Raw genomic sequence first — 21,357 nt, forward strand, 5'->3', positions numbered from 1 at the left:
GCGGCGGAACGCCTGGGCCCCGCACGATGGCACGCACACGCCAACCGGCTGTGGGCCGGACCGCCCGGTCAGCCCAGGCAGAGGGAGAACGGAGGGTCATGGCCGCGCAGAGCGCAACCGATGAACTGGAGCGGACGGGTTCCGCCGGTGCGGTGACGGCACGCCCCCGCCGGGGGGCCGGCGCCAGCCTGGCCCGGTTCGCCCAGCAGACCTGGCGCCCGGTCGCCGTACTCGCGGCGCTCGTGGTGATCTGGTGGGCGGTGACCGCCGCCAACCTGATCAAGCCGTACCTGGTGCCCTCGCCCGGTAAGACGTTCGACGTCATCCTCGCCCAGACCGGCTACTTCGCGCACAACACCTGGATCACCTCGTACGAGACGATCCTCGGCTTCGTCATCGCGATCGCGGTCGGCGTGCTGTCCGCAGTCGTCATGGTGTACTCGCCGACGGTCGAGAAGAGCCTGTACCCGCTCCTGCTCTTCGCCCAGGTCATCCCGAAGATCGCCATCGCGCCGCTGTTCGTCGTGTGGCTGGGCTTCGGCCTGTCGCCGAAGATTGTCGTGGCGGTTCTGATGGCCTTCTTCCCCATCGTCATCTCGACGGTCACCGGCCTGAAGTCCATCGACCCCGAGATGCTGCAACTGTCGGCGACCATGGGCGCGGGCGCCGGCAAGACGTTCTGGAAGATCCGGTTCCCGGCCTCGCTGCCGCACCTGTTCGCCGGCCTCAAGGTCGCCGCGACCATGGCCGTCACCGGCGCGGTGGTCGGCGAGTTCGTCGGCGCCAACGAGGGGCTCGGCTACGTGATCCTGCAGGCCAACGGCAACCTCGACACGCCCATGCTCTTCGCCGGACTGCTCATCATGTCGCTGCTGGGCGTGGTGCTGTTCGTCGTCGTCGAACTACTCGAGTACTTCGTCCTTCCCTGGCACGCCAGCCGCCGTACCGACGCCGCTACGACGTCGCTGTAAAAGGAGAGACCCCATGAGGTTACGTACCCTCGCCGCCGCCTTGCTCCCGGCCGCGTTGCTGTTCGCCGCCGCCGGCTGCGGCTCCAACTCCGACCAGTCGAGCCAGGGATCCCAGGGCTCCAAGGCCGCCGACAAGGTCACGCTGACGCTCAACTGGTACCCCTACGGCGAGCACGCGCCGTTCTACTTCGGCAAGAAGCAGGGCATCTTCGCCAAGCACGGCATCGACCTGACGATCCAGGCCGGCCAGGGCTCGCAGAAGACGATCCAGGCGACCGCGGCCGGGCAGACCACGTTCGGCTGGGCCGACACCCCCGCGCTGCTGGCCGCCGTCGGTCAGGGCCTCCAGGTCAAGAGCGTCGGCGTCTTCCTGCAGACCACCCCGTCGTCGGTGCAGTTCTTCAGCGACAAGAACATCAACACGCCGGCCGACCTCAAGGGCAAGACGATCGCCTCCACCGCCGGTGACGCCCTCAGCAAGACGTTCCCCGCGTTCCTGAAGGCCAACGGCCTGGCTGCCAGCGACGTGACGCTGCAGAACACCGACGCCGCCGGCAAGATGGCCGCCGTCATGTCGGGCAAGACCGACGCGCTGCTGGGCTTCGCCACCGACCAGGGCCCCACGATGCAGGAGAAGGCCGGCAAGCCGGTCTCGTACCTGAAGTTCGCCGAGCACGGCCTCAACTTCTACAGCAACGGCCTGCTCGCCTCGACCGACACCATCAAGGACAAGAAGGACCTGGTCAAGCGCATGGTCGCGGCCAGCAGCGAGGCCTGGACCGCGGCCGAGGGCAACCCGACCGGCGCGGTGGACGCGATGGAGGGCGCCTCCCAGCAGCTTCCGTCGAAGAAGGTCCTCACCGACCAGTTCAACGCCACGCTCAAGCTGCTGCACACCGACGCCAGCAAGGGTCAGGCGCCGGGCGTGAACACCGAGGCCGACTGGACCAAGACGATCACGGTCTTCGCCGAGGCCGGCGTGATCACCAAGGTCGAGTCGCCGTCGACCTACTGGGACGCGAGCTTCGCGCCGAAGGGATGACCTCGATGATGGCCGGCAACACCAGCACGCAGCGGTCCTCGACCGCCACCGCGACCGGCGCCGCGGTCGAGATCGACGACGTCGCGGTCCGCTTCCGTACCAAGAAGAAGGACGTCACGGCGCTCACCGACGTCTCGCTGCGGATCGAACCGGGCGAGTTCGTGTCGATCGTCGGCGCCTCCGGCTGTGGCAAGTCGACCCTGCTGAAGCTGGTGTCCGGCCTTCTTCGACCGTCGTCGGGCCAGGTCCGGCTGCACGGCGAGGACGTACGCGGGCCGCGGCGCGACATCGGGTACGTCTTCCAGCGGGCCGCCCTGCTGGAGTGGCGCAGCGCGCGCCGCAACATCCTGCTCCAGGCCGAGATGCGCGGCATGCCCCGGGCGCAGGCGCGCGAGCGCGCCGACGAGCTGATGGCGATGACCGGGCTGACCGGCTTCGAGGACGCGTACCCGAACGAACTGTCCGGCGGGATGCAGCAGCGGGTGGCCCTGTGCCGCGCGCTGCTGCACCGCCCCCCGGTCCTGCTCATGGACGAGCCGTTCGGCGCGCTCGACGCGCTCACCCGTGAGCAGATGAACGTCGAGCTGCGTCGGATCTGGCAGGAGACCGGCACGACGGTCATGCTCGTCACCCACTCCATCGCGGAGGCCGTCTACCTCGCCAACCGGGTGGTCGTCATGACCCCCCGGCCCGGCACCATCGCCGAACTCATCGACGTCGACCTCCCGGTGGAGCGCGACTACGGCAAGACCATGTCCGAGCCGGAGTTCGCCCGGGGCACCGGGCGCATCCGTGACCTGCTCGGCGCGGCGTCGGCCTCGGACTGAGGCGGCCTCGGACCGAGCGGCGGCCACCGCCGAACAAAGCACCAGACCTGGAAGGACCACTGTGGAGCGCACGTCAATCGGTATCGTCCTCAACGGCGTGACCGGGCGGATGGGGTACCGGCAGCACCTCGTCCGGTCGCTGCTGGCCATCCGTGAGCAGGGCGGCCTGCCCGCCCGCGACGGCAGCCGGATCTGGCCGGAGCTGACGCTCGTCGGCCGCAACGAGGCCAAGCTCGCGGACATCGCCGCCCGCCACGGCCTGACGAAGTACACCACCGACCTCGACGCCGCGCTCGCCGACGAGAACAACCAGATCTACTTCGACGCCCAGGTCACCGCCCAGCGCGAGAAGGCGATCCGGGCCGCGATCGAGGCCGGCAAGCACATCTACACCGAGAAGCCGCTCGCCGAGGACGTCGCCGGGTCGCTGGAGCTCGCCCGGCTCGCCGCCGCGAAGGGCGTCAAGAACGGCGTCGTGCAGGACAAGCTGTTCCTGCCGGGCCTGCGCAAGCTCAAGCGCCTGGTCGACGGCGGCTTCTTCGGCCGCATCCTGTCGGTACGCGGTGAGTTCGGCTACTGGGTGTTCGAGGGCGACTGGCAGACCGCCCAGCGGCCGAGCTGGAACTACCGCGCCGAGGACGGCGGCGGCATCGTCGTGGACATGTTCCCGCACTGGCACTACGTGCTCGAGCAGATCTTCGCACCGGTGAAGGCGGTGACCGCGCACATCGCCACCCACATCCCCGAGCGCGTCGACGAGAACGGCGAGACCTACCCGGCCACCGCCGACGATGCCGCGTACGGCATCTTCGAGCTGGCCGGCGGCATCGTCGCCCAGATCAACTCCTCCTGGGCGGTGCGGGTGTACCGCGACGAGCTGGTCGAGTTCCAGGTCGACGGTACGCACGGCAGCGCCGTCGCCGGGCTGCGCAACTGCCGCATCCAGCACCGCGGTGCGACCCCGATGCCGGTGTGGAACCCGGACCTGCCGGTCACCGAGCCCTTCCGGTCGCAGTGGCAGACCGTCCCCGACAACGAGGAGTTCGACAACGGCTTCAAGGTGCAGTGGGAGGCGTTCCTGCGCCACGTCGTCGACGACGAGCCGTTCGGATGGGACTTCCTCGCCGGGGCGCGCGGCGTGCAGCTCGCCGAGGCCGGCCTGCGGTCCGCGCGCGAGGGGCGCCGCATCGAGATCGAGGAGCTCAGCCTGTGAGCGTCACCGTCTCGCTGCCGTACGGCGACGGTACGACCGAGCGGGTCACGCTGCGCGAGCCGGGGAACTGGCAACGGCCGGCCGCCCCGGCGACCAGCCGGATCGCGTACGCCGCCGCCCACGTCGTGGCCGATCCCTTCGCCGACAACGCACCGGGGCTACCGGCGGCCCTGGACTGGGACGCCACCCTGTCGGTACGACGCAACCTGTGGTCCTGGGGGCTCGGCGTGGCCGAGGCGATGGACACCGCGCAGCGCGGCATGGGGCTGGACTGGACGGCGACGCAGGAGCTGATCCGGCGCAGCGCCGCCGAGGCGGCCGCGTGCGGCGGGCGGATCGTGGCGGGCGCCGCGACCGACCAGGCGGCGCCGGTCCTCAACAGTCTGGACGAGGTGGCCGCCGCGTACACCGAGCAGGTCGAGTTCGTCCAGGGCACCGGCGCGACGGCGGTCGTGATGGCCAGCCGCCAGCTGGCCGCGCTGGCAGGAGGCCCGGACGACTACCTGTCCGTGTACGAGCGGATCCTGTCCCAGGTCACGACGCCGGTCCTGCTGCACTGGCTGGGCGACATGTTCGACCCGGCGCTCGCCGGCTACTGGGGCTCACGCGACCTCGACGAGGCGACCAAGACGTTCGTGTCGCTGGTACAGACCCACGCCGCAGCCATCGACGGCGTGAAGGTGTCCCTCCTGGACGCCGAGCGGGAGGTACGGCTGCGCGAGCTGCTGCCGCCGGCGGTACGGGTCTACACCGGTGACGACTTCAACTACCCCGAGCTGATCGCCGGCGACGGCCAGCGGTCCAGCCACGCGCTGCTCGGCGCGTTCGCGGCGATCGCCCCGGCGGCCTCCACCGCGCTCCAGCGGCTCGACGCCGGCGACGAGGCCGGCTTCCTTTCGATCCTGGAGCCGACCGTGCCGCTGTCGCGGCACATCTTCGCCGCGCCGACGCAGTACTACAAGACCGGCATCGCGTTCCTGTCCTGGCTCAACGGGTTCCAGCCGGGCTTCACGATGGTCGGTGGCCTGCAGAGCGGCCGCAGCGTACCGCACCTGGTGCAGACGTTCCGGCTGGCGGACGCCGCCGGACTGCTGCTCGACCCGGAGCTGGCGGCCCAGCGTATGACCCAGTACCTCGCCGTCTCGGGGGTGACCGCATGACCGATCCTCGTATTTCCAAGCTGTCGCTCAACCAGCAGACGACGAAGTCGTGGTCGGTACGGGAGGCCGTCGAGGGCTGCGTCCGGGCCGGTATCCCCGCGATCGGGCTGTGGCGCGAGCCGGTGGCCGAGATCGGCGTCGCCGCGGCGGCGAAGGCCGTCGCCGACGCCGGGCTGCGGGTGTCGTCGCTGTGCCGCGGCGGGTTCCTCACCGCGTCCGGTGACGCCGGCCGGGCCGCGCTCGAGGACAACCGGCGCGCCATCGACGAGGCGGCGACCCTCGGTACCGATTGCCTGGTGATGGTCGTCGGTGGCCTGCCGGACGGCTCGAAGGACCTGCGCGGCGCCCGGCAGCGGGTGGCCGACGCGATCGCCGAGCTGGCACCGTACGCCGGGGAGCGCGGGGTGCGGCTCGCGCTCGAGCCGCTGCACCCGATGTACTGCGCCGACCGGGCCGTCCTGTCCACCCTGGGCCAGGCGATCGACCTCGCCGAGCAGCACCCGGTCGAGCAGGTCGGCGTCGTCGTCGACACGTTCCACATCTGGTGGGACCCGGACGTGTGGAACCAGATCGCTCGGGCCGGGGCGCGCATCGCGAGCTTCCAGGTGTGTGACTTCCTCACCCCGCTGCCCGCCGACGTCCTGCTCGGTCGCGGCATGATGGGCGACGGCCACATCGAGTTCCCGCCGTTCCACCGGGCCGTCACCGAGGCCGGGTACACCGGGGACACCGAGGTCGAGATCTTCAACGCCGACGTGTGGGCGACCGACCCCGACGAGGTGCTGGCCACCATGAAGCAGCGGTACGTCGACCTGGTCCTCGAAGGCTGACGGCCGCCGCCCGGGTCCTCGCCAGCGATGGCGGGCCCGGGCGGCGTCAGCTTTCCGGCCTCAGTCGATCGTGAGGTGCCGCACCGGGTTGGTCACCAGCATCTGGTCGACCTGCTCCTCGCTGATCCCGGCAGCCACCATCATCGGCACGAACTCCTGGCCCAGGTAGGAGAGTCCGAGCGTGCCGTGGGTACGCGCGTTCAGGTAGGACTCGCGGCCCGTCATGTCCTCCGACAGCACGATCTTCTCGGTCCAGCCCTCCCGCACGAGCGTCACGAGGTTCTCCAGCCGGCCGCTGTCCGGGCGGTAGTAGGCCCGCTTGGTGAACTCGCCTTCAGGTGCGGTCTCGGGGAGCGGGGCGAGGACGAAGTCCCAGAACTGCTTGCCGATGGTGTCGAAGGCGACGGTGACGCCGGTACGCAGCACCGCGCGCACATAGTCGACGTCGTCGGTGATGTCCATGTGGCCGATGATCACGCGCTCGGGGTCGAGACCCTCCTCCTTCAGCAGGATCTCGACCTGCTCCAGTGCCATCGTGCTGTGGGTCGTGTGGGTGTTCAGGGTCCGTCCGGTCGCCTTCGCCGCCCGGGCCGCGGCCCGCAGGCACTTCTCCTCGTGTGCCGAGATGCTGCCCAGGCCGGTGGCCTGCTCGCCGAAGACGCCGGCCTTGATGTCGGTGCCGTCCACGCCCACCGTCGCGTCGTTCACGAAGCGTTCGGTCATCTGCTGCACCGACGCGTTGCGTGCCCACTGCGGAGACATGGTCTCCAGGTAGATCGAGACCCCCATGACGATGTGCATGCCGGATTTCTTCGACACCTCCGCGAGTGCGGCGCCGCCACGCTCCTCACCCTGGTACGCCGAGAGCTCCACGACCGTGTTGAACCCCAGGCGCGGCAGCTCGCCGACCGCGCTGACGGACATCGCGATGTTCTGGTCCCGGACATCGCCGGCCCCGCCGGTCGGGAACGGGCCCGGAAGGTACCGGTTGAGATGCTCGTGCTGCATGACCCGCGTGATCTCGGAGGGGTCAACTGGTCCGAGCACCGTCTGTACGTAGCCCATGCCACACCGCCCTAACTGGTCGCGTGATCCGATCGGAGGTCGAAGAACTTGGCGTCGTGAAGGAGCTTCTGCGCGTACCCACTGCGTGGAGCTGTGAGGATCGTGGACGTGGGGCCTTCCTCTTCGATGCGGCCCTGATTCATGACGATGGTCCGCTCGCACAACAGCTGAACGACCGCGAGATCGTGGGCGACCATCAGCAGGGTGAGGCCGAGCGTCTGCCGCAGGTGGTTGAGGAGCGTGATGATCTGGTCCTGCACCGAGACGTCCAGGGCGCTGACCGGCTCGTCGGCGACGAGGACCCGGGGTCGCGGCGCGAGCGCTCGGGCGATGGCGATCCGCTGCCGCTGCCCCCCGGAGAACTCGTGGGGGTAGCGGCGCACGACGTCCGCCGGCAGGCCGACCAGCTCGAGCAGTTCCCTCACGCGGGCGGCCCGGTCCCCCTCGATGCCCAGCGCACGCAGCGGCTCGGCGATCGCGACCCCGACCGGCATCTTCGGGTCCAGCGACGCGGACGGATCCTGGAAGACCATCTGTACATCGCGGATCAGCCGACCGCGCACTTCCCTGTTCGCACCGCGCAGTGACCGTCCACGGAACCGGACCTCGCCCCGGGTCGGCTGGTCCATGCCGAGCAGGATCCGCGAGAGAGTGCTCTTGCCCGAGCCCGACTCGCCGACGATCCCGACGGACTCGCCCTCGAAGATCTCGAATGAGACGTCCCGCAGGGCCTGGATCTGGGTCGCCGGCTGGAAGAGCGAACTGCGGCGAGCCTTGTACACCTTGTCCACCGACTCGAGGCGGTAGACGCTGCTGCGGGCTTCGGGCACGGCTGCTCCCACCTTCACTCGTCGCCGGCGACGGTGGCCAGCTTCGGCACCGCCGCGATCAGCTTGCTGGTGTAGGGGTGTTCCGGCGCGTTGACGATCTGGCCGGTGGTCCCCCGCTCCACGATCTCGCCGTCGTACATCACGACCACCTCCTCGCAGAGCCGGGCGATGACGCCCATGTCGTGTGAGATCACGATCATCGCCACGCCTTCGGCGTCGGCCACCTCGTTCAGCAGGGAGACGACCTCGACCTGTACGGAGACGTCCAGAGCGCTCGTCGGCTCGTCCGCGAGCAGCAACGTCGGCCGGCACGCCAGCGCCAACGCGATCAGCACCCGCTGCCGCTGCCCGCCGGACAGCTCATGCGGATATGCCCGCAGTCGCTGCTCGGGACGGTCGATCCGCACCCGCTCCAGGAGCGACACCGCCGCACGCCGGCGTTCGCGGGCGTCTTTCACGCCGGCCAGCCGGAGCGCCTCGTCCAGCTGCCGGCCCACCCGCATGAGGGGGTTCAGCGCGCCGGTGTCCTGGAAGACCACGGCGACTCCTCGCCGTGCCGGTGACACACCGGGGCGGGCGTCTTCGAAGCGCTCCTCCTCTCCGCCGAACGTGATGCTGCCGCGGGCGGTCACGCCCGGCGGCAGGAGACCGGCGATGGCCATCGACGCCATCGTCTTGCCGGCTCCCGACTCCCCCACGACGCCGATGCGCTGTCCTTTGTGGATGTCGAGGCTGAATCCCTTGACCAGGTCCTGCTTGTGGGTGGACACGACGAGGTCGCGTACGGAGAGCATCGGGGTCGCGTTCACAGCCGGGCCCTACCTTTGACGTCGAAGCGGTCTCGCAAGCCGTCCCCGATGAGGCTCAGCCCCAGTACGCAGATCACGATCGCGAGTCCGGGCCAGATCGCGAGCATCGGCTGGACCGCGACGTTGGCCTGCGCGTCGTTGAGCATCCGACCCCAGGAGACTCCCGGCGGCTGTGTCCCGACGCCGAGGTACGACAGGCTCGCATCGGTGAGGATCGAGCTGGAGAACACGGTCGCGGCCGTCACGATGAGGGCCGACGAGATGTTCGGCAGCACGTGCCGCACGAAGATGTAGGCCTTGCCTCGACCGTAGCCGCGGGCCGCGGCGATGAAGTCGCGGTGCAGCACCTGGGTGGTGACGCTTCTGACCAGCCTGGCGATCGCCGGTCCGACCGTGAGCGCGATCGCGATGACCACGGTGTCCTTGCCCGCGCCCATGCCGGCCGCGAGCACCATCGCCAGGATCACGCTGGGGAAGGCGAACAGGACGTCGCAGACGCGCATCAGCGCGTCGTCGAAGAACGTACCGATCATCGCGGACAGGCCGCCGATGGCCACGCCGACGAGCAGTCCGAACGCCGTACCGAGGATGGCGATCTGGAAGGAGGTCATGGCCCCGGCCATCAACATGGACAGCTCGTCGCGGCCGAGGTGGTCGGTTCCGAGCAGATGCCCGGGGCTGCCGGCGCCCAGCAGCCGTTCGCGGGCCGCGGTGCGGGTCGGCGACGCCGGGGTCCAGAACGCCGACACCAGTGTCATGACCGCGACCGGGGCGAGCAGCGCCAGCCCGATCCACATGTTCACGCTGCGCCGGGTGCGGCGCCGTTGCCGCCAGGCTCCGACTCCGCGGGCGACCAGTTCGACGTTTGCCACTAGACACGCCTCGCCTTCACCCGCGGGTCGATGACTCCGTAGAGGAGGTCGACCAGCAGGTTGACCAGCAGGATGATGAAGGTGATGACCATGGCCCCGGACTGCACCAGCACCAGGTCCCGGACGCCGAGCGCGTTCATCATGATCCGCCCGAGGCCGGGCAGGAAGAAGACGTTCTCGATGACGAGCGTCCCGCCGACGAGGAAGCCGAACTGGATGCCCACGACGGTGAGGACCGGCAGCATCCCGTTGCGCAGCCCGTGCCGGATCATCGCCTGGGTGAAGTTCAGCCCCTTCATCCGGGCGGTCCGGATGAAGTCCTCGTGCGCGATGTCCAGCAGCGCCGCGCGGGTGTACCGGACGAAGATCGCCGCCTGGCCCGCCGCGAGGGCGATCACCGGAAGTGCGATCGAGCGCAACCAGGGCCCCACCCCTTCGGCTAGCCGGGCGTAACCGCCGGAGGGGAACATCCTGAGCGTCACCGCGAACACCAGCGCCAGGACCAGGCCGAGCCAGAAGGACGGGATGGCCAGCCCGGTGTGGGCCGCGCCCGAGATGACCGCGCCGGTTGACCTGGTGTTGCGGATGCTGGCCAGGAACCCGAGAGGGATGGCCACAACCAGCGCCAGGATGATCGCGACGATCGCCACGGAGAGCGTGACACCCAGACCCGCGCTCAGCGGCGGCCCGACCGGTGCCTTGCTGACCGCGCTGACCCCGAGCGAGCCGGTGACCAGGTCGCCGAGCCAGTCCACGTACTGGTTCCACAGTGGGCGGTTGAGGCCCATCTGCACCTCGAGCGCCCTCAGGTCCTCGGGGGTCGCATCGCTGCCCAGGGCGATGGCCGCCGGGTTGCCACCCAGAAGCCGCAGCGCCCCGAAGATCAGCGCTGATGCCAGGAGGAGCGTCAGGCCGAAGAGACTCAGCTTCCTGAGTACGTAGGCGGCCATCGCACTGGGTCCTTTCCTGCTCGGTCCGTCAGTTGGCCGGCTTGAGGGAGCGCAGGTCGAACTCGAAGTCCGCCGTGAAGCCCTTGAAGCCGGTGACCTTCGAGCTGAAGATCGACGGTGCCGCGGAGGTGAACAGCGGCACGTTGAACGCCGCGTCGGTCATCAGGTGGACCGCCTTGACCATCTCGCTGGACGCGACGTTCGGGTCGGTCGTCGCGTCGGCCGCCAGGAGGTGCGCCTTCACCTGTGGGTCGCAGTAGCCCTCCGCGTTCGGCGGTGGGCACACGCTGAGCGCGTCTGACGGCTTCATCTCCCGCCGCCCGACCACCGTCGTCTGGTAATCGGGGGTCTGGCTACCGAAGACCCTGGCGATCACCTGCGCGTCGTCGCTGACGCTGTTCTTGACGGTGATGCCGACCTCGGCCAGCTGCGCGATGACGAGCTCGGACACGGGCTGCACGACGATGCCGCCGATCATCTCCATCTCGAAGCCGTTCGGGTAGCCGGCCTCGGCTAGCAGCTGCTTCGCCTTCGCCGGGTTGTACTCGTACGGGCAGTAGTTGTCCTGAAGCGGGCTGACCGAGGAGAAGAAGTTGCACGTCGGGACCGCATACCCGGAGAAGGTGGCGTCGACGAAGGCCTTGCGGTCCAGCGCCATCGAGATGGCCTGGCGTACCTTCGGGTTGGCCAGCGGGCCCTGCCGGGTGTTCATCGACAGCCGCCAGATCAGCTGGCTCGGTACCGGCACAACCTTGAGGTTGGGGTCCTTGCTCAGCTGCTTGGTACGGTCCAGCGCGCCGTTCTGCACGATGATCCCGTCGACGTCGCCGGCCTGAACGGCGCTCAGAGCCGCGTTCTCGTCGGTGATCTCCTTGAACTCGACCTTCTTGTAGGCCGGCTTCTCGCCCCAGTACTCCTCGTTGCGGTCCAGCGCGATGACCTCGCCCTTGGTCCACTTCACGAACTTGTACGGGCCGGTGCCGACCGGGGACTCGGCCTGCTTGGCGGCGGCCGCCGGGCTGACCATCACGCCCTGGCGGAGGCCGAGGAACGTCATGAACTCCGAGCTGGGACGCCCGAGCTTGATCTCGACCGTCTTCGGGTCCACCGCGGTCACCGACTGGACGTTGCCGATGTTGCGGTAGCCGAACCCGGCGATCCCCTTGTCACGGTTGAGGTTGAACGCCACGGCGTCGGCGTTGAACGGGGTGCCGTCGTGGAACTTGACACCCTCGCGGAGGGTGAAGGTGTAGGTCAGGCCATCGGTGGACATCTGCCACTTCGTGGCGAGCAGCGGCTGCGGCTTGCCACTCTTGTCGAGCTCGACGAGCCCTTCCATGACGTTGTAGGTGAAGACGTGGGAGACGATGTTCGCCGTCGTCTGGGTGACATCCAGTGTGGCGGGATCGGACTGGAGTCGGATCTTCAGCAGGCTGGCGTCGCCGGTGGCAGCCGGTTGGCCGCTGCCGCAGGCGACGAGGGACAGGGCTGCGGCGGTCATGACGGCAACCGCCGCTAACCGGGAGCGTCTAGAGATGGGCATGGCCTCTCCTATCAACGTCGCCTACTTGAAACAGCAGACCACTTAGTAACGGCCTTTAACTGATCAAGTGCCGGGGAATCTACAACCACCCCCAACGGCCGTCAATGGTCTTGTCAGGACCGACGCCGACCATCACCCAGCCGTGTCCCTCCCCCGGTTCACCGGAGCCCCTACCAGGTAAAGGAGGGAACGATTCAGGCCGGTAGGCCCCGTTAGGAAAGCAGATGCGACGTCCGGAGAACTCTGTCGACAGACGCGGAGAAACGGACTACGAAGACGCCCGTTGACGCCCCTCGATCATGCGGCCTACTGTCACCTAGAAAAGTCGTTTAACTAAAGGGAGGTGGCATCGATGGCGGCAGCCGGCGAGCGCACTCGACCACTCCAGAGGTTGACGAACAGTCGCGCTGTCATCGAAGAGCTCCTTCGGGGGGACAGCGTGACAAGGGTCCACGTTGCTCAACGGACCGGACTGTCCAAGCCGACCGTGAACTCGATCGTTGCGGACCTCCGGGCCAGCGGGCTGGTCACCGAACTCGGAAGCGTCAGCGGCACGCCAGGCCGGTCCGCCGCCCTGTACCGCATCGAGCCGACAGCCCGCGTCGTGATCGGCGTCGACCTCGGCGGAACGAACGTTCGTGCCGGCGTCGCGGACCTTCTGGGAAGCATCCGAGCCGAGCGCCAGATCGAAACGGCAGGCCCGGTCGGCACCCTGGTTCCCAGACTCGCCGACCTGTGTCGTCGCATCGTCCAGGAGGCAGACCTGGGCTGGGAGTCGGTCGCCGCGATCGCGATCGGGACGCCAGGCGTCCCCGACCCTGTCACGGGCCTGATGGATCTCGCCGCCAACATCCCCGAACTCGCCGAAGTCAACCTCCGCCAGGAGCTCGGGCGGACGTTGGGCGTCGACATCATGCTCGACAACGACGTCAACATGGCGATCATGGGCGAGCGGTGGCGGGGCCTCGCCCAGACGTCGCGTGACTCGGTGTTCATCGCCATCGGCACGGGGATCGGCATGGGGATCTTCGCCGGTGGCGGCATGCAGCGCGGACACGCCGGTGCGGCCGGCGAGATCGGCTACCTGCCGTTGGGCGCCGATCCCTTCGATCCCGCCGTGCAGCGTTCCGGCCCGGTCGAGGAAGTCGTGTCGCTCAGGGGAATCATGGCGACCTACGACCGGCTCCGCCACGAGTACGGGCAACCGGAACTCGAGACGGTCGCGGACATCTTCGCGGCGGCGGAGCGCGGCGAACCCGCGGCGCTCAAGTGCGTCGACAGCACCGCCCGGTGCTTGGCCCTGGTGGTCGGCGCGGTGCATGCGGTGCTCGACCCCGAACGTGTGATCCTCGGCGGCGGCATCGGCTCCAACCGGTTACTGCTGAACCACCTGCGAGCCCACCTTGCCCGTCTGGCGAGACGGCCGCCGGTGGTCGACATCAGCGCCCTCGGTTCGCGGGCCGCTCTTGTCGGCGCCATCGCCGTGGCCCTGGAAGAGGCCAAGAGCCGCATCTGCGGCAGTTCCCGAGCCTAGACGAACAATTCCGAACTCTGGACTGACGCAGCCCCGAGGAGCGCACCGACCCGGTCCCCACCCCCATTTCCGGTTCGACGCTTCACCGGTCGTAGGTCAGGCGCTCTCCTCGTCTTCGAGGCCCACTGCGGCGCGTAGTTCCTTCACGGCTTGGTGCAGTTCAGCGCGGTCGTGGATGTCGGCAGTGTGACTCATGAGCGTGGACATCGCCGCCGCCATCGCGTTGAGCTTGTCCTGAATGGCCGCGTCGCTGCGGGTCTGGGTGTTCTGCAGCAACGCGACGAGCAGGAACGTAACGATCGTGGTGACAGTGTTGATGATCAGCTGCCAGGTGTCGACATTGCCGAACAGCAGGATCGATGGAGCCCACAGCAGTACCAGCAGCACGCAGGCGGTAAAAAACCACGCTCGGGATACGAACTTCGCCGCTTGGGTGGCGAACCTGTCGAAGAGCGACAGGTGAGGCGTCACATCGGTCGGCATATGCGCGCCATCCGACCGCTCGCCCCTCGCGGCCTCACTGGTGCTCATATCCACAGATCTACCCAAGCGGTCGATCAGAAAAACTCCGGCTCGCCTACATCGATCGAGCCGGCGGCGAACGCCTTGATCGCGGAGGTGTCGAGGACCAGGAGGCTCACGCGGCGGAACGGTCCAGCCCGAAGGCGGCGCGCACCTCGGCCCGCTTCTCCGGCGTCATCCGTTCCTCGGCCTCGGCGAGCTTGCGGCGGAACCGGGCACGTGCCTCGGCGCGCTCTTCATCGGTCGCGGTCCTCACCGCGGCCTGCTCCTCCCGCTGCTCCATACCTGCCAGCGTACCGAACCGGCCACCCCGCCACGACCCGTCAGCGGTCGTCAGAAAGTCAGCGAGCGGATGACCAGGTACCGGTCGAGCTCCGGAGCGCAGTTCGCGCAGACCCAGACCAGCCGTACATCGGCTTGTCCGTCCGGCAGCCCTGGCCGCACCGTTCGCACGGCCGCCTTGACTTCGGCGGCGGTCGCCGGCCCTTCGGGGCCAGCTCGACGAGGGCACTGGAAAAACCGGCCGTACCGTGTCGTCGGCGCGACGATCGTGATCTCTTGGACAAGGGCCTCGCCGTCGTTTCGCGCTCCGTCTTTCAGTGGTCGCCGCGCGTTCCCAGGTCATACGGGATCAGCGGTCGAGCCCTACAGCGACGCGGTCGCGAGCTTCAGCGCGAAGCCGACGAAGAGCACGCCGACACCGGTCGTCAGGGCGCTGGACAGGGCGCGACGGCGCCGGAACTGGGCGGCCAGGTAACTGCCGGTGAAGATCAAAGCGGTCAGGTAGGCGGCGCTGATCAGCTCCGCGATCGCGCCCAGGATCAGGAACGGCACCCAGGGATGGGCGTAGCCGGGCTGGACGAACTGGATGAAGAAGGAGATGAAGAACAGAATCGCCTTCGGGTTGAGCAGGCTGACCAGCAGCGCCCGGCGGAACGGGCCGCGCTCGTCGCTCGGTTCAGCCGCCGCGCGCGCCGCCGACTCGGCCGCCGCACGCGCCGCCGGGTTCCGCCAGCGACGCCACGCCGCCCGCAGCAGACCGAAGCCGATCCAGCAGAGGTACCCGGCGCCGGCGTACTTCACCACCATGAACAGGGCGGGCTGCGCCCGCAGCAGCGAGGCGACCCCGGCCGCGGACAGCGTCATCAGGACCGCGTCTCCGAGGAACACCCCGCACGCGCCGGCGTATCCGGCCCGTACCCCCCGCCGGGCGGCCGTGGAGAGCACGTACATCGAGTTCGGTCCCGGTAGCAGGATGATGGCGGCGGTGCCCAGCAGGTAGGTCCAGACGTTGGTGATGCCCAGCATGGTGATCATCTTCGCCGGTGCGCCCACCGCCCCACCAGCCACCCTTCAGCCAGCAACGACCCCTCCTACCGGCCGGTTCCCAGCTTCGCCCCGTGGCCCCGTGCGGTTCGCGGCGGTTCGAGCGGTTTCTTTTGCCACGCTACGGGGCAGTACCCGGCAAGCATCTGGTTTAGGTACCGAGTCGCCAAGCCCCGCGCCGCTTACCGCGAACGCCGTGACGAACGGTGCGGCCCCGCGACGTCCGGCGGAAGATTTCGCCACACGTGGATGCATTAAGCCATGCTTCGCGGGCATTTCACGCGCTACCGCATCGCCTGAGCACCGAGTCGCTCTCAGCACCAGGTCATCTGAGCGCCGCAGCAGCAGATCCGACGCGCCAACGCCGTTCGACTCTTCGGTTGTGCAGAACCACCGCCGCTGGTCGTCGTGAACGACGGGACACCGCTCGTCATCGCTGATACTCGGGAGGTTTGACGATGGACCGAACAACCCTTGCCTCGCCAGGAGCGTCCCCGGTACACGCACGGCAGTCCGACCGGCCGATCCGACGGGTGTCGGCCGACGACGTGCCCGCCGACGTACGGCGTGGCGGCGAGATCCGTACCCTGCTGAGCCCCAAGACCGCCGGCTCGACGTCCGGCTTCCTCGGCCGGGCCGACATCGCGCCCGGACAGCGAATCGCCGAGCACTACCACCCGTACTCCGAAGAGTTCATCTACCTGATCGAGGGTGAGCTCGTCGTCGACCTGGACGGCATGCCACAGCCGATGCGCCCCGGCGACGCGCTGCTGATCCCGCCCGGAACCCGGCACCGGCTGCGCAACCCCGGCACGGTACCGACCCGTTGCGTCTTCCACCTCGGCCCGCTCGCGCCCCGACCGGAGCTCGGGCATGTCGATACCGAGACCGCCGGCAACCACGGAAGTGCGCGATGACCAGGCGGGTCGCCGTCACGGGCATCGGCGTGGTCGCACCGGGCGGGATCGGGATCAAGGACTTCTGGGAACTGCTGGTCGACGGGCGGACGGCCACCCGCCAGATCTCCCTGTTCGACGCGGCGCCGTTCCGGTCGCGGATCGCGGCCGAGTGCGACTTCGACCCGGTGGCCGAAGGGCTGACCGAGGCCGAAGTGTACCGGCTCGACCGGCACATCCAGCTCGGGATCGTCGCCGCGCGGGAGGCGGTCGAGGACGCCGGACTGGCCGCCGGCGCGACCGACGGGTGGCGTACCGGCGTCGTCATGGGCACGGCGGTGGGCTCCACCACCCGGCTGGAGGACGAGTACGTCGTGGTCTCGGGCGCCGGACGCGAGTGGGTGGTCGACGCCGACAACCCGCACCCGTACCTGTACCACGCGCTGGTCCCGAGCACGCTCGCCTCGGAGGTGGCCGGGGACAACGCGGCGCACGGTCCGGTGATGACCGTCTCCAACGGCTGCACCTCGGGGCTGGACGCGGTCGGCTACGGGTTCCAGTTGATTGAGGACGGCCAGGCCGACGTCGTCATCGCCGGTGCGGCCGACGCGCCCATCTCCCCCATCACCGTGGCCTGCTTCGACGCGATCCACGCCACGAGCACCCGCAACGACGATCCGGCGCACGCGTCGCGGCCGTTCGACGCCGACCGCGACGGTTTCGTGCTCGGCGAGGGCGCGGCCGTGCTCATCCTGGAGGAGTTGCAGCACGCCCGGCGGCGCGGGGCCCAGGTGTACTGCGAACTCGGCGGCTTCGCCACGTTCGGCAACGCGTACCACATGACCGGCCTGACCACCGAGGGCGTCGAGATGGCAGCCGCCATCACCTCCGCCCTCGACCAGGCGCACGCCAACCCGGACGAGGTCGACTACGTCAACGCGCACGGTTCGAGCACCCGACAGAACGACCGGCACGAGACCGCGGCCGTGAAACGCAGCCTTGGCGACCACGCGTACCGCACCGCGATGAGCTCCATCAAGTCGATGGTCGGTCACTCGCTCGGGGGGATCGGCAGCATCGAACTGGTCGCGTGCGTGCTGGCGATGGAGAACGGGGTGATCCCGCCGACCGCGAACTACGAGACCCGCGACCCCGAATGCGACCTGGACTACGTGCCGCGGGAGGCACGGCCGGCCCGGCTGGACCTGGTGGTCAGCGTCGGCAGCGGGTTCGGCGGCTTCCAGTCCGCGGTCGTACTCGACGGCGCCGGCCGGAGGGCGCGATGATCCACCGCCGCGCCGTCCTCACCGGACTGGGCGTGGTGGCACCCACCGGGGGCGACACCGCCGAGTACTGGGAGACGACGCTGGCCGGGCGCAGTGCGATCGGCCCGATCACCCGGTACGACGCGTCCAGGCACCCGGTGCGGCTGGCCGGCGAGGTCCGCGCCTTCGACGCCAGCGGCACCGTGGAGCAACGGATCCTCGCGCAGACCGACCTGTGGACGCACTTCGCGCTGGTCGCCGCGCAGCGGGCGCTCGCGGCCGCGAACCTGACCACCGTCGGCGGCAACGACTTCGGCATCGGCGTCACCACGTCCTCCTCGTCCGGGGGAAACGCCTTCGGGCAGCGCGAGATCCAGGCCCTGTGGTCCAAGGGTTCGACGTTCGTCGGCCCGTACCAGTCGATCGCGTGGTTCTACGCCGCCTCGACCGGTCAGCTCTCGATCGCGCACCAGCTGCGCGGCCCCTGCGGTGTGATCTGTACCGAGGCCGCGGGCGGGCTGGACGCGCTCGCGCACGCCCGCCGGGTCATCCGCCGGGGTACCCGGGCGGTGCTCACCGGCGGCACCGAGGCGCCGGTCAGCCCGTACGCCGTGACCTGCCAGGTACCCGCCGGCACCCTCTTCACCGGCGCCGAACCGGCCCGCGCGTACCTGCCCTTCGCCCGCGACGCCGCGGGGCACGTACCGGGCGAGGGCGGGGCGATGATGCTGCTGGAGGAGGCGGAGAGCGCCCGCGACCGGGGCGTTCCGGCCCTGGCCGAGGTGACCGGCTACGCGGCGGCCTTCACCGCCCCGTCCTTCGACCGGCAGGACGCCGGCGGCTGGGCCCCGACGGCACCGGCGCTGGCGGCCGCGATCCGCGGCGCGCTCGCCGACGCCCGTTTGTCCCCAGCGGACATCGACGCCGTGGTCGCCGACGCGGTCGGGGTCCAGGCCGCCGACCGGGCCGAGGTCGCGGCGTTACGGGCCGCGCTCGGCGAGCGGGCCACCCGGATCCCGGTGACCGCGCCGAAGGCCGGGGTGGGCCGGCTGTACTCCGGCGGCGCCGCGCTGGACGCGGCCACCGCCGCGCTGGCGATCCGCGACGGCGTCCTGCCGCCGACCCCGTCGGTCACCGTGGCCGACCTCGACGAAGACATCGACCTGGTCACCGGCTCGGCGCGGCGGCTCGCCCTGGAGAACGTGCTCGTCGTCGCCCGCGGCTTCGGCGGGTTCGCCTCCGCCCTGGTGCTCAGCCGCGTGCCCGACCTCGCCTCTCACCTATAAGGAGCTGACACATGACGGTACAGATCACCGCACAGGACCTCGCCGTTCTGCTGGATGCAGGTGCCGGGCTGAAGATCCCGGTCACGGATCTCACGCCGGACGCCCAACTCGCGAGCCTGGGCATCGACTCGCTCGCGCTGCTCGGCCTCACCGCCGAGATCGAGCGCCGGTACCAGGTGAAGCTGTCGACGGAGACCGGCGGTTCGATGGCGGTCGCCGACTTCCTCAGCTCCGTCAACACCCAGCTCGTGGCGGTGGCCTGAGATGGCCGGGCACAGCGACAACAGCATCCTGATCTGCGCTCCGATGGAGCTGGTGTGGCAGCGCACCAACGACGTCCGCGGTTGGCCGAGCCTGTTCAGCGAGTACGCCGCCGTCGAGGTCCTGGAGGAGGACGGACCACGGGTCCGTTTCCGGCTCACGATGCACCCCGACGAGCAGCAGCGGGTGTGGTCGTGGGTATCCGAGCGGATCGCGGACGCGAAGACCCGGACGGTACGGGCCCGTCGCGTCGAACCCGGGCCCTTCGAGTACATGCGGCTGCTCTGGACGTACCACGAGACCGACGAGGGAGTGCTGCTGCGCTGGGTCCAGGACTTCGCGATGCGGCCGGACGCGCCGGTGGACGACGCGGCGATGACGGCGCACCTCAACGCGGCGAGTCCGGTGCAGCTCACGCTGATCAAGGAAACCCTCGAGGCGGAGGCCATGTCCATGGACCGCGCGCCGGCGCCGTCGACAGACCGCCCCGCGGAGCCATCGCCTACCTGAGCGCCGGGCGCGAGAGAGGAGGTCACCGTGCACCGAACCCTGATCGTCGCCCGGATGAAGCCCGACTCCGAAGACGCCGTCGCCGACATCTTCGGCCGCTCCGACGAGACCGAACTACCCCGCCTCGTCGGCGTCCGGTCCCGCACCCTGTACCGCTTCCACGACCTGTACATGCACCTCATCGAGGCCGACGCGCCGGTCGGCCCCGAGGTCGACCGGGTCCGCGACGACCCGTTGTTCCGCCGGGTCAACGAGGAACTGACCGAGCACATCGACCCGTACGAGCCGGCCACCTGGCGGAGCCCGGCCGACGCCATGGCGACCGAGTTCTACCACTGGGAGGGCCCGGAACCGACCGGCGGCGTGGGGCGCCTGCGGGTCGTCTTCAGTGTGCGGGTGCCCGAACACGTACAGGAGCGGTTCCTGGCCACGTACGACCGCATCTCGGCCGACATCGCCGCCACCCCCGGGCACATCGCGGACGAGGTGTGCCAGTCGGTGACGGACCCCTGCGAGTGGATCGTCACGAGCGAGTGGGAATCGCTGGAGCACTTCCTGGCCTGGAAGTCCGGCCCGGGCCACCTGGACCTGGTCGAACCGCTCTTCGTGGGCACGAGCCCCCGCACGCCGGTGCGCTACGTCGTACGCCGGCGGATCTGATCCCTCTTTCGGAAAGGAGCGGCAGATGAACCGCTGTGCGCTCACCTTCACCGTCCGGCCGGGTACCGAGTCCGACGTCGCACGGATCCTGTCCTGGTACCCGCGCCCGGCGACGGGCGGGCCGCCCGGCCGGATACCGCTGGTACGGCGAGTTTCGGTGCTGCTCGCCGGCAACCGGGTCGTACGGGTGATGGAGGTCAACGGCGACCCGACCGAGGTACTGGTCGAACTGGGCCGGCGGCCGCGGATCCGGGCCCTGGAGGCGGCGCTCGACCCGTACCTGGAACAGCCCCGCGACCTGTCGCACCCGGACGGGGTGCGCGACTTCCTGGAACGCGCCCGCCTCGACCGGGTACACGACCGGGCGACGCCGGCACAGTTGCTGCCGACCGGCGGGCGGAAGTCGGCGCAGCGGGTGGTGCTGTCGTGTCCGGTACGGCCGGGGTGTGGCCTGGACGCCGCCCGACTGCTGGCCCGGATCCGGGACCTGACGCCGGAGACCCCGACGACCCTGGCGCGGACCACCATCTTCGCCCGGGGCGACGTCGTGGTGTGGGTCGTCGACGTCGCCGGGGAGCCGGAGGAGGGGCTCGACGGCCTCGCGGCGGTCGCGGTCGGGTCGGGGTGCGCGCGCGAGGTGAGCCGGTACGTCGACGCGGCGCACGACATCACGGGCCGGGCCGGCTTCCGGCGGTTCCTGACCACGCGCACGATGCGGATGCTGACCGACCGCCGGGCGGAGGTACCGTCGCCGATGCCCGCCTGACCGCGTTGCTTCGGGCGTTCGGGGCGGCGGCCGGCAGGGACATCCGCGAGCGCTTCACGGAGCGCCGCCTACATCCGCACCGCCCCGAACGCGGAGCCGACCGCGCGGTCGCCCATCCCGCCCGACATCGTGCCGTCCGACCACGCCGCCCGCGGACCGGACTCTGTCACCCGGTCGGGGACACGCGACGCCCAACCACCACACGTACGGAGATCAACA

23 protein-coding genes are annotated in these 21,357 nt (G+C 69.7%); 14 read left to right on the forward strand and 9 right to left on the reverse strand.

Translation table 11 applies throughout. From position 1 onward, the window contains the following. Nucleotides 1-98 precede the first annotated feature (98 nt). From Pme01_RS15130 to Pme01_RS15155, 6 genes are all read left to right on the forward strand, one after another. On the forward strand, nt 99-971 hold the full coding sequence (locus Pme01_RS15130) for an ABC transporter permease (RefSeq protein ID WP_168115865.1): 873 nt from the start codon (nt 99-101) through the stop codon (nt 969-971). Between the two features lie 13 nt (nt 972-984). Beyond that, a complete protein-coding gene (locus tag Pme01_RS15135) occupies nt 985-2,013 on the forward strand; it encodes an ABC transporter substrate-binding protein (RefSeq protein ID WP_168115864.1) in 1,029 nt (342 codons plus the stop codon). 8 nt (nt 2,014-2,021) lie between these two features. Next, nucleotides 2,022-2,840, forward strand: coding sequence for an ABC transporter ATP-binding protein (locus Pme01_RS15140; RefSeq protein ID WP_168115989.1), 819 nt, complete (start codon nt 2,022-2,024; stop codon nt 2,838-2,840). A 61-nt stretch (nt 2,841-2,901) separates the two neighbouring features. Then, a complete protein-coding gene (locus Pme01_RS15145) occupies nt 2,902-4,053 on the forward strand; it encodes a Gfo/Idh/MocA family protein (protein ID WP_168115863.1) in 1,152 nt (383 codons plus the stop codon). Continuing rightward, complete coding sequence (locus Pme01_RS15150; protein WP_168115862.1) at nt 4,050-5,213, forward strand: dihydrodipicolinate synthase family protein; 1,164 nt, start codon at nt 4,050-4,052, stop codon at nt 5,211-5,213. The genes Pme01_RS15145 and Pme01_RS15150 overlap by 4 nt, the downstream gene beginning before the upstream one ends. Next, on the forward strand, nt 5,210-6,043 hold the full coding sequence (locus tag Pme01_RS15155; RefSeq protein ID WP_168115861.1) for a sugar phosphate isomerase/epimerase family protein: 834 nt from the start codon (nt 5,210-5,212) through the stop codon (nt 6,041-6,043). Before Pme01_RS15150 ends, Pme01_RS15155 begins: the two co-directional genes overlap by 4 nt. A 60-nt stretch (nt 6,044-6,103) precedes the next feature. Here the strand turns inward: Pme01_RS15155 and Pme01_RS15160 are convergent, their stop codons facing one another. From Pme01_RS15160 to Pme01_RS15185, 6 genes are read right to left on the reverse strand one after another with little or no spacing between them, the layout of a single operon-like run. Next, a complete protein-coding gene (locus tag Pme01_RS15160; RefSeq protein WP_168115860.1) occupies nt 6,104-7,108 on the reverse strand; it encodes a phosphotriesterase family protein in 1,005 nt (334 codons plus the stop codon). Nucleotides 7,109-7,119: 11 nt separating this feature from the next. Beyond that, nucleotides 7,120-7,938, reverse strand: a complete 819-nt coding sequence (locus tag Pme01_RS15165) for an ABC transporter ATP-binding protein (protein ID WP_203935643.1) — start codon at nt 7,936-7,938, stop codon at nt 7,120-7,122. Nucleotides 7,939-7,952: 14 nt separating this feature from the next. Next, nucleotides 7,953-8,747 (reverse strand): ABC transporter ATP-binding protein, encoded by a 795-nt coding sequence (locus Pme01_RS15170; RefSeq protein WP_168115859.1) that lies wholly within the window; start codon nt 8,745-8,747, stop codon nt 7,953-7,955. Continuing rightward, on the reverse strand, nt 8,744-9,619 hold the full coding sequence (locus Pme01_RS15175) for an ABC transporter permease (RefSeq protein ID WP_168115858.1): 876 nt from the start codon (nt 9,617-9,619) through the stop codon (nt 8,744-8,746). The genes Pme01_RS15170 and Pme01_RS15175 overlap by 4 nt, the downstream gene beginning before the upstream one ends. Then, a complete protein-coding gene (locus Pme01_RS15180) occupies nt 9,619-10,569 on the reverse strand; it encodes an ABC transporter permease (protein ID WP_168115857.1) in 951 nt (316 codons plus the stop codon). Before Pme01_RS15180 ends, Pme01_RS15175 begins: the two co-directional genes overlap by 1 nt. A gap of 28 nt (nt 10,570-10,597) precedes the next feature. Continuing rightward, the gene (locus Pme01_RS15185) at nt 10,598-12,070 is read right to left on the reverse strand and encodes an ABC transporter substrate-binding protein (protein ID WP_168115856.1); all 1,473 of its coding nucleotides are present in this window, start codon (nt 12,068-12,070) and stop codon (nt 10,598-10,600) included. A 394-nt stretch (nt 12,071-12,464) separates the two neighbouring features. On the opposite strand from Pme01_RS15185, the gene Pme01_RS15190 reads away from it, so the two are divergent. Beyond that, nucleotides 12,465-13,646, forward strand: coding sequence for an ROK family transcriptional regulator (locus Pme01_RS15190; RefSeq protein WP_168115855.1), 1,182 nt, complete (start codon nt 12,465-12,467; stop codon nt 13,644-13,646). Nucleotides 13,647-13,742: 96 nt separating this feature from the next. Here the strand turns inward: Pme01_RS15190 and Pme01_RS15195 are convergent, their stop codons facing one another. The 3 genes from Pme01_RS15195 to leuE all read right to left on the reverse strand — a co-directional run bounded on the left by Pme01_RS15195 (nt 13,743) and on the right by leuE (nt 15,485). After that, nucleotides 13,743-14,177, reverse strand: coding sequence for a low affinity iron permease family protein (locus Pme01_RS15195; protein WP_239088244.1), 435 nt, complete (start codon nt 14,175-14,177; stop codon nt 13,743-13,745). A gap of 106 nt (nt 14,178-14,283) precedes the next feature. Continuing rightward, nucleotides 14,284-14,451 carry a hypothetical protein gene (locus tag Pme01_RS15200; protein WP_168115854.1) on the reverse strand — a complete coding sequence of 56 codons (168 nt, stop codon included), beginning with the start codon at nt 14,449-14,451 and terminating at the stop codon, nt 14,284-14,286. Between the two features lie 362 nt (nt 14,452-14,813). After that, nucleotides 14,814-15,485, reverse strand: a complete 672-nt coding sequence (gene leuE, locus Pme01_RS15205; RefSeq protein WP_168115986.1) for a leucine efflux protein LeuE — start codon at nt 15,483-15,485, stop codon at nt 14,814-14,816. 467 nt (nt 15,486-15,952) lie between these two features. Between leuE and Pme01_RS15210 the strand changes: the two genes are divergently transcribed. Genes Pme01_RS15210 through Pme01_RS15240 form a run of 7 tightly spaced genes read left to right on the forward strand, consistent with a single transcriptional unit; the run spans nt 15,953 to nt 21,138 of the window. Then, nucleotides 15,953-16,411, forward strand: coding sequence for a cupin domain-containing protein (locus Pme01_RS15210; RefSeq protein WP_168115853.1), 459 nt, complete (start codon nt 15,953-15,955; stop codon nt 16,409-16,411). Beyond that, entirely contained in the window at nt 16,408-17,676 is a 1,269-nt protein-coding gene (locus tag Pme01_RS15215; protein ID WP_168115852.1) for a beta-ketoacyl-[acyl-carrier-protein] synthase family protein, read from the forward strand. Before Pme01_RS15210 ends, Pme01_RS15215 begins: the two co-directional genes overlap by 4 nt. Then, a complete protein-coding gene (locus Pme01_RS15220; protein ID WP_168115851.1) occupies nt 17,673-18,941 on the forward strand; it encodes a beta-ketoacyl synthase N-terminal-like domain-containing protein in 1,269 nt (422 codons plus the stop codon). Before Pme01_RS15215 ends, Pme01_RS15220 begins: the two co-directional genes overlap by 4 nt. A gap of 11 nt (nt 18,942-18,952) precedes the next feature. Continuing rightward, nucleotides 18,953-19,204 (forward strand): acyl carrier protein, encoded by a 252-nt coding sequence (locus Pme01_RS15225; protein WP_168115850.1) that lies wholly within the window; start codon nt 18,953-18,955, stop codon nt 19,202-19,204. 1 nt (nt 19,205) lies between these two features. Further along, nucleotides 19,206-19,712: an SRPBCC family protein gene (locus tag Pme01_RS15230; protein WP_168115849.1), complete on the forward strand. Its 507-nt coding sequence runs from the start codon at nt 19,206-19,208 to the stop codon at nt 19,710-19,712. 27 nt (nt 19,713-19,739) lie between these two features. Beyond that, nucleotides 19,740-20,372 carry a TcmI family type II polyketide cyclase gene (locus Pme01_RS31670; protein ID WP_168115848.1) on the forward strand — a complete coding sequence of 211 codons (633 nt, stop codon included), beginning with the start codon at nt 19,740-19,742 and terminating at the stop codon, nt 20,370-20,372. A 25-nt stretch (nt 20,373-20,397) separates the two neighbouring features. Continuing rightward, the gene (locus tag Pme01_RS15240) at nt 20,398-21,138 is read left to right on the forward strand and encodes a SchA/CurD-like domain-containing protein (RefSeq protein ID WP_168115847.1); all 741 of its coding nucleotides are present in this window, start codon (nt 20,398-20,400) and stop codon (nt 21,136-21,138) included. Nucleotides 21,139-21,357: the final 219 nt, after the last annotated feature.

The organism is Planosporangium mesophilum, from assembly GCF_016863255.1.
GTDB classification, from domain to species: domain Bacteria; phylum Actinomycetota; class Actinomycetes; order Mycobacteriales; family Micromonosporaceae; genus Planosporangium; species Planosporangium mesophilum.

Bases quoted from the DNA above. Each gene is read 5' to 3' on its own strand.
- Pme01_RS15230 (WP_168115849.1), top strand. From the start codon at position 19,206: ATGGCCGGGCACAGCGACAACAGCATCCTGATCTGCGCTCCGATGGAG.
- Pme01_RS15155 (WP_168115861.1), top strand. From the start codon at position 5,210: ATGACCGATCCTCGTATTTCCAAGCTGTCGCTCAACCAGCAGACGACG.
- Pme01_RS15215 (WP_168115852.1), top strand. From the start codon at position 16,408: ATGACCAGGCGGGTCGCCGTCACGGGCATCGGCGTGGTCGCACCGGGC.
- Pme01_RS15135 (WP_168115864.1), top strand. From the start codon at position 985: ATGAGGTTACGTACCCTCGCCGCCGCCTTGCTCCCGGCCGCGTTGCTG.
- Pme01_RS15160 (WP_168115860.1), bottom strand. From the start codon at position 7,108: ATGGGCTACGTACAGACGGTGCTCGGACCAGTTGACCCCTCCGAGATC.
- Pme01_RS15140 (WP_168115989.1), top strand. From the start codon at position 2,022: ATGGCCGGCAACACCAGCACGCAGCGGTCCTCGACCGCCACCGCGACC.
- Pme01_RS15210 (WP_168115853.1), top strand. From the start codon at position 15,953: ATGGACCGAACAACCCTTGCCTCGCCAGGAGCGTCCCCGGTACACGCA.
- Pme01_RS15220 (WP_168115851.1), top strand. From the start codon at position 17,673: ATGATCCACCGCCGCGCCGTCCTCACCGGACTGGGCGTGGTGGCACCC.
- Pme01_RS15180 (WP_168115857.1), bottom strand. From the start codon at position 10,569: ATGGCCGCCTACGTACTCAGGAAGCTGAGTCTCTTCGGCCTGACGCTC.
- leuE (WP_168115986.1), bottom strand. From the start codon at position 15,485: ATGATCACCATGCTGGGCATCACCAACGTCTGGACCTACCTGCTGGGC.
- Pme01_RS15190 (WP_168115855.1), top strand. From the start codon at position 12,465: ATGGCGGCAGCCGGCGAGCGCACTCGACCACTCCAGAGGTTGACGAAC.
- Pme01_RS15130 (WP_168115865.1), top strand. From the start codon at position 99: ATGGCCGCGCAGAGCGCAACCGATGAACTGGAGCGGACGGGTTCCGCC.
- Pme01_RS15240 (WP_168115847.1), top strand. From the start codon at position 20,398: ATGAACCGCTGTGCGCTCACCTTCACCGTCCGGCCGGGTACCGAGTCC.
- Pme01_RS15185 (WP_168115856.1), bottom strand. From the start codon at position 12,070: ATGACCGCCGCAGCCCTGTCCCTCGTCGCCTGCGGCAGCGGCCAACCG.
- Pme01_RS15225 (WP_168115850.1), top strand. From the start codon at position 18,953: ATGACGGTACAGATCACCGCACAGGACCTCGCCGTTCTGCTGGATGCA.
- Pme01_RS15195 (WP_239088244.1), bottom strand. From the start codon at position 14,177: ATGAGCACCAGTGAGGCCGCGAGGGGCGAGCGGTCGGATGGCGCGCAT.
- Pme01_RS15200 (WP_168115854.1), bottom strand. From the start codon at position 14,451: ATGGAGCAGCGGGAGGAGCAGGCCGCGGTGAGGACCGCGACCGATGAA.